The following is a 10417-nucleotide window of genomic DNA, read 5'->3' on the forward strand; positions in this document are numbered from 1 at the left end:
CCCGGATTCCCCCCGTCTCCTCGCCGCCCCCTCCCGTCGCCTGTTCGTCTCCCGTGTCGTGGCCGGTGCCGCCGCCGCGACCGCCGTGGGGACCGTCGGATACGGCACGTACGGCGTCCTGCGCGGCCCCCGCGTGAAGCGGGTCACCGTGCCGCTGGCCAAGCTGCCGCGCGCCGCCCACGGGTTCAGGATCGCCGTCGTCAGCGACATCCACCTCTCGCCCGTCCTCGGCCGGGGTTTCGCGCAGAAGGTCGTCGACACGATCAACTCCACCCAGCCCGATCTGATCGCGGTCGTCGGTGACCTGGTCGACGGCAGTGTGAAGGACCTCGGTCCGGCGGCCGCGCCCCTCGCCCAACTCCGGGCGCGCCACGGGTCGTTCTTCGTCACCGGCAACCACGAGTACTTCTCCGGCGCCGAGCAGTGGGTCGAGGAGGTACGGCGGCTCGGGTTGCGTCCGCTGGAGAACGCGCGCGTCGAACTGCCCGCCTTCGACCTCGCCGGGGTCAACGACATCGCCGGTGAGAGCGAGGGCCAGGGCCCCGACTTCGCCAAGGCGCTCGGCGGCCGGGACACCTCCCGGGCCAGTGTGCTGCTGGCCCACCAGCCGGTGCAGATCCACGACGCCGTCGAGCACGGCGTCGACCTCCAGCTCTCCGGCCACACCCACGGCGGCCAGTTGTGGCCCGGCAACTTCGTCGCGGACCTCGCCAACCCCACCCTCGCGGGCCTGGAGCGGTACGGGGACACGCAGTTGTACGTCTCCCGGGGCGCCGGCGCCTGGGGCCCGCCCACCCGGGTCGGGGCTCCTTCGGACATCACCGTGATTCAACTGGCGTCCCGGCAGGCCTGATCACAACCGCCGATGAAGATCACCGGCCAGTGAGGATCAGGGGTCGGGGAAAGCGCAGTCGATGATCACTTACTGGCCGGCGGTGGTCCGCCGTGTCGCGCCCGTCGCCGGGTTGATCGCCCTGGTGGCCGGTGGTGCCATGCTCGCGGTGCTGCTGGTGGGCGACGGGGACTCCGTCGGCTCCGCCCTCGGGCAGAGCGCGCTCGCCGGGCTGGTCTGCGGTGTCGCCTTCCTGCTGGTCGTGCCCGTGCCGGACACCGTCACCGCCGCTCGTACCGCCTCCCATTACGGGCTGTCGCTGGAGCCGGCGGCGGCGCGGCTGCCCGCCGTCCGCCGGGTCACCGCCGACACGCCGGGCGCCACGGCGTTCCAGTTGGCCGACAGCGTCCTGCACACCGTCAAGGAGGCGCAGACCCCGGTGGTCGCCGAGGTGCTGGAGCTGGGGCACGGAAAGGTCTCCCTGGTCTGCAAGACGCCGTACGGGCCCCGGGTCCAGGTCTCCATCGACCTCGCCGTGACCGAGGGCAAGGCCGTCGCGGTCATCACCTGTCGGCCCACGGTGTCCTTCAAACGCCTTGACGGTGGGGCGAGTTGGGCAATTTCGGGCATGCTGGAACGTCATGTGCGGGTGGCTCTGCACGAGCTCTGAACCGGTGGATGACGACTCGTCGGTAACGTCTTTCCCATCTGCCCCGAAGTCCCTTCCCCGACGCGAAACTCCTGTGATTAGGTGATCAACGCCACAGGGGATTCGCCTGTGCAGGGGGCCTGGGGAGGGCACACCGATGCGCTCGTTACGCGTGCGGATTCTCACTGCGCTGCTCGTTCTGTCGGCGGCCGGCGCGGTCGCCTGGCAGTTGATGCCGACGGGGGCGGACCACGGGAGGACGATCACCGTCGGCACCACCGACGCCGTGACCTCCCTCGACCCGGCAGGCGCCTATGACGCCGGGTCCTGGGCGTTGTTCAGCAATCTCTTCCAGTCGCTGCTGACCTACCGGCCGGACGGCGCGGCCCCCGTCCCGGACGCGGCGAAGAGCTGCGACTTCAAGGGCGACGACCTGCGCACCTACGTCTGCGAGCTGCGCGACGACCTCGAATTTCCCAGCGGCCGGAAGATGACCGCCAAGGACGTGAAGTTCTCCTTCGAGCGAGTCAAGCGCATCAACTCCGACGCCGGCCCCGCCACCCTGCTCAACACCCTCGCCTCGGTCGACGCGCAGGACCTGACGGTCACCTTCCACCTCAACTCGCCCGACGCGACCTTCCCGTTCAAGGTGGCCACCGGAGCCGGGGCGATCGTCGACCGCGAGCTGTATCCGAAGAACGCCCTGCGCACCGACTCCGGCGCGGACGGCACCGGACCGTACCTCCTGAAGTCGTACATGAAGGACACGGAGGCGGTGCTCCGGCCCAACAAGCACTACGTGGGCGCCGTGCAGAACACCGGCCGCCCCATCCGGCTGCGCTACTACGCCACCCCGCCGGCCCTCGCCAAGGCATGGCAGGCCAAGCAGATCGACGTCGCCACCCGGCAGTTGCCGCCCGCGATCCTCGCCGGCCTCTCGCCCAGCGACCCCGGCCAGCAGATCGTCGAGTCCGACAGCTCCGAGACCCGCAACCTCATCCTCAACGTCCGCGCGGACTCTCCCCTCCACAACCCGCTCGTCCGCCGCGCCCTGGCCTGGCTGGTCGACCGGCAGGAACTCGCCGGCACGGTGTACGAGGGGACGGCCGAGCCCCTCTACTCACTGATCCCGGCGGGCCTCACCGGTCACACCACCTCGTTCTTCGACGACTTCCCCAAGCCCAGTGTCAAGCAGGCCCGCGCCCTGCTCACCGAGGCGGGCGTGAGCCTCCCCGTCCGCTTCACCTACGGCTACGCCAAGGGCCGTGGCGCCTCCGCCGAGGAAACGGCCCTGCTCAAGCAGCAGTTCGAGAAGGGCGGCCTGTTCAAGGTCACCGTCCAGGGCTACGAGCGGACCCTCTACCGGAAGCGGTACACGGCGGGGAAGCTGGACGCCTACGCCGTCGGCTGGGTCGCCGACTTCCCCGACCCGGACACGTTCACCGGGCCGCTCGTCGGCACCGGCAACAGCATGAAGAACGACTACGGCAGCAAGAAGGTGGACCGGCTGATCCTGGACAGCCGCAAGTACGCCAGCCGCGTCCGCGCCGCCCCGGACTTCCGCGCACTCCAGCAGCTCGTCGCCGAGGACGTACCCGTCATCCCGCTGTGGCAGCGCAAGGAGTACGTCGTCAGCAGCGTGGACATCAGCGGCAGCCAGTACGTCTCGGACGGCACCGGGGTCTTCCGGCTCTGGACCCTCGACTGGCTCTGACGCCGACGGATCCGGTTTCCCGTCGCCGACGGCTCCTGTCGCCTTGCCCGTCGCCGACGGTTTCCGTCGCCCTGCCCGTCGCCGACGGTTTCGGTCCCCTGCTCACGGGCACGCCGCCCGCTCGGGCAGGGTGACCGTCACCGCCAGCCCCTCGCCCCGCGAGGTCCGTACGCTCACCTCGCCGCCGTGCGCCAGCACAACCCCCTGCACGATCGCCAGGCCAAGCCCGCTCCCCGCCCCGCCCCCGGCCCGGAAGAACCGGTCGAACATGCGCGCGGCGTCCGCGGGCTCCAGGCCGGGCCCCTGGTCCGCGACACACAGCCGTACGACACCGTCGACCCGTTCCAGACCGAGCCGCACCGGCACATCGGCGGGCGTGTGCGTGCGGACGTTGCCCACCAGGTTGCCCAGCACCTGTCTGAGCCCCGACTCGTCGGCCCGCACCAGGATCGCCCCGTCGGCGGACACGCTGATCGGCCGGTCCGGTTCCTGGACCCGCAGATCCTCCGCCGCGTCCCGTACCAGACGGCTCAAGTCGACGTTGCGCAGCCGGAGTTCGGGCTGCTGGTCGAGACGGGCCAGCGTCAGCAGCTCGTCCACCAGGCGCCCCATGCGGTCCGCCTCGCCGTTCATCCGGTCCCAGGCGCGCCGCCGTTCCCCCGGATCGGTCAGCATGCCCTTGTCGTACAACTGGAGGTAGCCGCGTATCGCGGACAGCGGGGTGCGCAGTTCGTGCGAGGCGTCGGCGACTAAACGGCGCAGTTGGGCCGCGCTGTGCTCGCGGGTGCGGTAGGCCGACTCGACCTGGTGGAGCATGGTGTTGAGGGCGACCCGCAGTTGCTCGACCTCAAGGGTGGCCTCGCGGCTGGACGGGACACGCCGGGTGAGATCGCCCTCGGCGATGGCCGTGGACGTCTCGACCATGTCCTCCAGGGGTGCCATACGGCGGCTCACGCTGAACATCGTCACCACGGCGAGCAGCGCGAGCAGCAGCGTCCCGACGGTGAGGTCGAGCCGCACCGCCTTGCCGAGGACGTCGTGCAGGGCGTCCGTCGAGGTGGCCATGAGTACGGTCGTGCCGTCGGCCAGCCGGGCCGCCGTGACGCGGTACGGGGCGTCCCGTACCTGGATGTCGTGGGGTTCGCCGTCCCGGGCGAGGGCGGCCGGGTCGGTGACGGCGGCGGCGAGGGCGCGCTGGTCGGAGGTGGCCTCGAACCCGGCGACGGGCATGGCCTGCCCCTTCTCGCCGACGACCACGAAGATGCCGTTGGAGACGAGGGAGCCGGAGCCCGGGGAGCCGGGGTTCAGGAGGCCGGACCCCGCCGAACTGCCGCTGCCGTTAGGGCCGTTGACGCCGTCGCCGTCACCGCTGGTGTGCCGGTATCGGTCGGTGAGGGCGGCGAACGCGGTCAGCGAGTCGATCTGGTCCAGCGTGATCCGGGAGCCGCCGATCGAGTCCCGGGTGCCCATCAACTGGGTGTCGACGCTGTCCAGCAGATAGATCCGCATGCCCATCACGCTCGCGCCGGTCGCCACGACGATACCGATGGCGAGCAGCATCACGTTGGCCAGCGTCAGCTTGACGCGCAGGGAGTGGATGCCGCGATTGCAGTGGAAGCTGCGGCACCATCCGGCGACGAAGGCCCGGCCCCATTTCCGTCCGGTCGCGAGGAGCCTCACCTCAGGCCAGCCCGTATCCGACACCACGCCGGGTGGTGATCACTGGCGGCCCGAGCGCGTCGAGCTTGCGCCGCAGATAGCTGATGTACGTCTCGACGACGGTTGATTCGGGAGGCGTGTGCTCGTACTGCCAGACATGCCGCAGGAGTTGCTCCTTGGGCACGATCCGGCCGCCGTTGCGCACCAGGAACCGCAGCAGCGCGTACTCCGTGGGGGTCAGCTCGACGGTGCCGCCCGCGCGGTGCACGCTGTACGTCGACTCGTCCAGCTCCAGGTCGCCGTAGCGCAGCAGGGGCCGCTGGGGCAGTACGTCGGCGGGCCGGGTCCGCCGCAGCACGGCGGTGATCCGGGCGACCACCTCGTCGATGTTGAACGGCTTGGTGATGTAGTCGTCGCCGAACCCGAGGGCGCCGACTATCTCCCCCGGCGCGTCCCGCGCGGTCAGGAAGACAAGGGCCAACTCGGGCCTGCGGCTGCGTAGTTCACGCCCGAGGGCGCGGCCGTCGCCGTCCGGGAGCATGATGTCGAGCAGTGCGACGTCCGGCCGGGTGCGCTCGGCGAGGGCGAGTGCCTCGCGGACGGTGCCCGCGACCATGACCTCGAAGCGGTGATAGCGCAGGGCGATGGCGAGGACGTCCGCGATGCTCGGCTCGTCCTCCACGACCAGCACGGTGCCGGTGCCGGTACGGGAGCCCGTACCGGTGCTCGTGCCTGGACCCGAATTCGTACCCACATCCGTACCCGTCATGGCCCCAGTATCGGCGGGGCCACCGGCGGCCGGGACCCGATCCCCCTTTGGAGTTCCTTGAGAGTAGTGGCCGTCCGGTGTCCACACGCGTGCGTGATCACCAATCCTGTTTCCCAGGACCTCGGCGATCAACCGGAGATCAACCGGAGATCAGCCGAAGAGCAACCGAGGACCGACCGAACGAGCCTGATGAACAAGGGGTGTTGAGCGTGGAGGCATTGGCGCGGTGGTGCTATCGGCACCGGCTGGTGGTCCTGTTGGTATGGGTGGGGGCCGTGCTCGGGCTGGGTGTCGCGGGCACCGCCGCGGGCACGGACTACGCGAACACGTTCATGCTCCCGAACACGGACTCCACCCGCGCGTACCAGCTGATGGAGAAGGCCTTCCCGCAGGCCTCGGGCGACACCGACACGGTGGTGTGGAAGGTCGACGCGGGCACCGTACGGGACGAGTCGGTACGCTCCCGGATCGAGCCGAAGCTGGCGGAGATAGCGAAGCTGCCGGGTATCGGCCAGGTCACCGGCCCGTACTCTCCCGCCGGCGCGGCCCAGATCAGCGGGAACGGGCGGATCGCCTACGCGCGGATCACCTTCGCCGAACAGGCGAACTCGGTGCCCAAGGAGACGATCCAGAAGGTCGTCGACACCGCCAAGGCAGCCGAACACGACGGACTCGAGGTCGAGTTGGGCGGCCAGGCGATCGCCAAGATCCAGGCGCCGCCGTCCGGCATCGCCGAGGGCGTGGGCATCCTGGCCGCTGCGGTCGTCCTGTTCCTCGCCTTCGGCTCGCTCTTCGCGATGGTGCTGCCGCTGGTCGTCGCGGTCGCGGCCCTGGGCACCGGTCTGATGGCCATCGCCCTCCTCAGCCACGTCACCTCCATCCCCGATTTCGCCCCGCTGCTCGGCTCGTTGATCGGCCTGGGCGTCGGCATCGACTACGCGCTGTTCATCGTGACCCGGCACCGCAAGGGCATCCTGCGCGGGGTGCCTCCCGAGGACGCGGCGGTGACGGCGCTCAACACCTCGGGCCGGGCCGTACTGTTCGCGGGCGGCACCGTGGGCATCGCGCTCGCCGGCATGCTCGTGATGAACATGAGCTTCCTGGACGGCGTGGTCATCGCGACCTCTCTCACGGTCGCCCTGAGCATCCTCGCCGCGATGACCCTCCTGCCGGCCCTCCTCGGCTTCCTCGGCGCCCGCGTCCTCAGCCGCAAGCAGCGCCGCCGGCTGGCCGAGTCGGGACCGGAATCGGACGAGGCGAGCGGGCTCGCGGCGCGCTGGTCCTCGTACGTCGAGAAGCGCCCGCGCTCCACGGCGGCGCTGGCCCTGGTGGTGATGGCCGTCCTCGCGCTGCCCGTCCTGTCCATCCGGCTCGGCGCGACCGACCAGGGCAACCACCGGGAGACGACGACCACCCGGCACGCGTACGACCTGCTGGCCGAGGGCTTCGGCCCCGGCTTCAACGGCCCGCTCCAGGTGGTGGTGTCCAAGGGCGACGCGAACGCACTCGTCTCGACGATCCGTACGACGCAGGGCGTGGCCCAGGCGGCGGCGTTGCCCCCGGCCGGCGGAATCACGGTGATCCAGGTGGTCCCGACGACCTCACCGCAGTCGGAACAGACGGACCGGCTGATCGACCGCCTGCGCGACAAGATCGTCCCGGACTCCGGGGCCGAGGCCCACGTCGGCGGTGTGACCGCGACCTTCAAGGACTTCGCGTCGGTGACGGGCCAGCGCCTGCCGTACTTCGTGGCGGCGATCATCACCTTGGGCTTCCTGCTCCTGATGGTGGCGTTCCGCTCGCTGGTGGTGCCGCTGACAGCCGCGCTGATGAACCTCATCGCGGCGGCGGCCTCGTTCGGTGTCCTGGTGGCGATCTTCCAGTGGGGCTGGGGCACGGAGCTGCTCGGCGTCGGCAAGGAGGGCCCGATCACGGCGTTCCTCCCGGTCATCATGCTGTCGCTCCTCTTCGGCCTCTCGATGGACTACCAGGTGTTCCTGGTGAGCCGGATGCACGAGGAATGGGTCCACACCAAGGACAACGCGCGGGCGGTCCGCGTCGGCCTCGCGGAGACGAGCCGGGTCATCAACTCCGCCGCCCTGATCATGATCTGCGTCTTCTCGGCCTTCGTCCTGAGCGGCGACCTGGAGGCCGCGATGGCGGGCATCGGCCTCGCGGCGGCGGTGGCGCTGGACGCGTTCGTCCTGCGTACGGCCCTGGTGCCGGCCGCGATGCACCTGCTCGGCAACTCCAACTGGTGGCTCCCGGCGGGCCTGGACAAGCGTCTGCCGCATCTGGCGGTGGAACCGAAGGAGGACCGGGAGACAGCGGAACCCGCCGGGTCGGCGGGCGGCGCCTCGGCGATCCACGGCTACGTCCGTGACGCGGAGGGAGCGCCGGTCGAGGCCGCGACGGTGACCCTCCACTCCCAGGGCGGCGGACGCCAACTGGACCGGGTCACCTCCCTGGCGGACGGCTCGTACATCCTCTCCGTCCCGGCCCCGGGCGCCTACCTGCTGTCGGCGACAGCGGACTCGCACGGCTCGCGGGCCCACCAGGTGACGGTGGGGGACGCTCCGCTGGTGTACGACGTGGAGCTGACGGGCGCGTCGGAGTCGGAGGAGGAGCCGGAGCGCACCACGCGCTGAACGGCCGCCCCGCGCACCGGACCTGACTGCTTACTCGCCCTTCCCGGGTTTCTTGGATTGTTCCTCGGGAAGGGCGTTGGTCATTCCGGGCAGGAAGTCGGTGAACAGGTCGTGGACCTCGCGGACGAGCGGGCGCAGCACCCGGAAGCGGGCGAGCGACACGCCCCGGGCGGTGAGGCGGGCGCCGCGCCCGGCGAGCCGGTAGGTGCGCTCGCGGCCCTCCGAACGGTCGTAGATCCAGTACATGACCATGCCCATCTGGGACAGCCACATCAACTCGGGCAGCACGTCCCGGAGTTCCTCCGGAACCTTGGCCTTCGAACCGGCGAGCACTTCCTTGTGCACGTTGATGGCCTGGACGCGGGCATGCTCCGACTCGGGGGAGAAGGGGCTGAGGGGGCTGTTCGGGTCGGCGGCGGTCTTGAAGAACTGCACGGCGAACTCGTGGTAGGGCGCGGCGACATCGAGCCAGGCCCGGTGCACCCCGGCGAGCCGGTCCTCCAACTCCGTCTCCCGGTCCAGGACTTCCCGCGCGACCACCTGGTACTCGCGGGCGAGCTGGTCGTAGAAGCCCTGGATGAGGTGCTCCTTGCCGGCGAAGTAGTAGTACGCGTTGCCGACGGAGACCCCGGCCTCCTGGGCGATGGCCCGCATGGTCGTCCTGTCGTACCCCCGCTCCTTGAACAGCCGCATGGCCGTCTCCAGGATCAGCGCACGGGTCTGCTCGCTCTTGGCGGGAGCGGGAGCGGGAGACTTGGACGAGGCAGTGGACTCGGACGACTCGGACGACTCGGACGACTCAGGCGACTCAGGCGACTCAGGCGACTCGGGCGGCTCAGGGGGCTCGGGACTGTCTTTCGCTGCTGACACGGAAGGAGCCTAACCAGTGGAGCAGGTCCCGCTGTCACAGCCGGGTGAGCTGCCGGGCGGGGTGCCGGGTGAGCCGGCGGCTGGGCTGCCGACCGGATTGTGGACCCACCCGAAGCGCGGATCGTAGGCCCACCCGTCGGCCCGCTGGTACACGGGCCGGCCACCCCTCTCCGTCGTACCCCACTGACGCCCGCGCCACTTGGCGGCGGTGAGTACGGCCCCCTTGGCGAGCCGGGCCCCGGCCGGGGTGGCGAACCGGTGGGCGAGCGGCCGGTGCTCACGCAACGCCCACAGCACGACGACCCAGGCTCCGGTGCCCCGGTAGATCTGCCCGGCGTCCCCGACGACGGTGATGTCGTCGAGGGTGGCGCGGTGATCGAGGCCGGGGAAGAGCGCCCGCGCCTGCTCGGACCCGGCCGGGACCAGGTCAAGCGGCACCAGTTGGGGCTGCCGTACGAGCCAGCCGCGTACGAAGGTGCACAGGGCGCAGTCGGCGTCGTACAGGACCGTGAGCCGGCGGACCGGCACGCCCCCCGTGGCGTGCCGGTCCGCGCGGGCGGTGGTGTCCCCCGACCCCACCGCTTCCAGGTGGCTCATCGCGGTCACGCCCCGGCCGCGGGGGCGACCCAGCCCTGCGGCGCGACGGGCGGCACCTGCTCCCGCTCCATGACACCCCGCCGGCGGATCTTGCTGAGCACGAACACGTTGGCGAGATGCATGACACCCAGCACGAGCAGCACCACACCGAGCTTGGTGGAGAGCGCCTCGAAGACCTCGCGGGTGCTGGCGATGGTCCCGTCGCCGCTCAGATAGAGGGCCACGAACCCGAGGTTGACGAGGTAGAACCCGACGACGAGCAGATGGTTGACGGCATCGGCGAGCTTCTCGTTCCCCCGCAGCACATCGGCGAGAAAGACCCGCCCGTTGCTACTGAGGGTCCGCGCGACCCAGATGGTCAACGCGACGCTGACCAGCAGGTAGATGACGTATGCGACGACTGTGAGGTCCATGTCTTCGTCCTTGTTCCCGACCCTGGCTTGGCGCTTCGGAACGACTTGAACGCGTTCAAAAGTGCTTACGGGGGAGACTGTAGACCTCTTTTTGAACGCGTTCAAGTGGTGGCTTGGGTGGGCTGGTGGCAGTTGGACGGAAGGCGGGAGCTGTCCAGAAGGGGGTGGCCGACCGTGAACGCCGGGCGCGAGGAGCAGGGGCGGAATCAGGCGAAGGAACGGGAGGGGGGGGAGGGGGGGGAGGAACGGGAGGAGTGGCTCGACAC

9 protein-coding genes are annotated in these 10417 nt (G+C 70.4%); 4 read left to right on the plus strand and 5 right to left on the minus strand.

Annotated features, from left to right (window positions below; all coding sequences use genetic code 11):
• The 3 genes from AOK08_RS02570 to AOK08_RS02580 all read left to right on the plus strand — a co-directional run.
• On the plus strand, positions 1-853 hold an 853-nt coding region (locus AOK08_RS02570; protein ID WP_198539084.1), incomplete at its 5' end, for a metallophosphoesterase.
• A gap of 61 nt (positions 854-914) precedes the next feature.
• Entirely contained in the window at positions 915-1502 is a 588-nt protein-coding gene (locus AOK08_RS02575) for a hypothetical protein (RefSeq protein ID WP_055523210.1), read from the plus strand.
• 136 nt (positions 1503-1638) lie between these two features.
• A complete protein-coding gene (locus AOK08_RS02580) occupies positions 1639-3195 on the plus strand; it encodes an ABC transporter substrate-binding protein (protein ID WP_055523211.1) in 1557 nt (518 codons plus the stop codon).
• Positions 3196-3297: 102 nt separating this feature from the next.
• Here the strand turns inward: AOK08_RS02580 and AOK08_RS02585 are convergent, their stop codons facing one another.
• Both AOK08_RS02585 and AOK08_RS02590 read right to left on the minus strand, forming a co-directional pair.
• Positions 3298-4755, minus strand: a complete 1458-nt coding sequence (locus tag AOK08_RS02585) for a sensor histidine kinase (RefSeq protein WP_079053777.1) — start codon at positions 4753-4755, stop codon at positions 3298-3300.
• A gap of 121 nt (positions 4756-4876) precedes the next feature.
• Positions 4877-5545 (minus strand): response regulator transcription factor, encoded by a 669-nt coding sequence (locus AOK08_RS02590; RefSeq protein WP_055523219.1) that lies wholly within the window; start codon positions 5543-5545, stop codon positions 4877-4879.
• Positions 5546-5841: 296 nt separating this feature from the next.
• Here AOK08_RS02590 and AOK08_RS02595 point away from each other — a divergent pair, with 296 nt between their 5' ends.
• Entirely contained in the window at positions 5842-8271 is a 2430-nt protein-coding gene (locus AOK08_RS02595) for an MMPL family transporter (RefSeq protein WP_055523213.1), read from the plus strand.
• 30 nt (positions 8272-8301) lie between these two features.
• On the opposite strand, the gene AOK08_RS02600 is transcribed toward AOK08_RS02595, so the two are convergent.
• The 3 genes from AOK08_RS02600 to AOK08_RS02610 form a co-directional block, all read right to left on the minus strand.
• Positions 8302-8982: a TetR/AcrR family transcriptional regulator gene (locus AOK08_RS02600; RefSeq protein WP_241826786.1), complete on the minus strand. Its 681-nt coding sequence runs from the start codon at positions 8980-8982 to the stop codon at positions 8302-8304.
• A 168-nt stretch (positions 8983-9150) separates the two neighbouring features.
• Positions 9151-9738: a thiol-disulfide oxidoreductase DCC family protein gene (locus AOK08_RS02605; RefSeq protein WP_107100842.1), complete on the minus strand. Its 588-nt coding sequence runs from the start codon at positions 9736-9738 to the stop codon at positions 9151-9153.
• Positions 9739-9743: 5 nt separating this feature from the next.
• On the minus strand, positions 9744-10151 hold the full coding sequence (locus AOK08_RS02610) for a hypothetical protein (RefSeq protein WP_055523216.1): 408 nt from the start codon (positions 10149-10151) through the stop codon (positions 9744-9746).
• Between the last annotated feature and the right edge of the window lie 266 nt (positions 10152-10417).

It is taken from the genome of Streptomyces graminilatus, assembly GCF_001418565.1.
Classification (GTDB): domain Bacteria; phylum Actinomycetota; class Actinomycetes; order Streptomycetales; family Streptomycetaceae; genus Streptomyces; species Streptomyces graminilatus.

Bases quoted from the DNA above. Each gene is read 5' to 3' on its own strand.
- AOK08_RS02605 (WP_107100842.1), bottom strand. From the start codon at position 9,738: ATGAGCCACCTGGAAGCGGTGGGGTCGGGGGACACCACCGCCCGCGCG.
- AOK08_RS02610 (WP_055523216.1), bottom strand. From the start codon at position 10,151: ATGGACCTCACAGTCGTCGCATACGTCATCTACCTGCTGGTCAGCGTC.
- AOK08_RS02585 (WP_079053777.1), bottom strand. From the start codon at position 4,755: ATGCTGCTCGCCATCGGTATCGTCGTGGCGACCGGCGCGAGCGTGATG.
- AOK08_RS02580 (WP_055523211.1), top strand. From the start codon at position 1,639: ATGCGCTCGTTACGCGTGCGGATTCTCACTGCGCTGCTCGTTCTGTCG.
- AOK08_RS02575 (WP_055523210.1), top strand. From the start codon at position 915: ATGATCACTTACTGGCCGGCGGTGGTCCGCCGTGTCGCGCCCGTCGCC.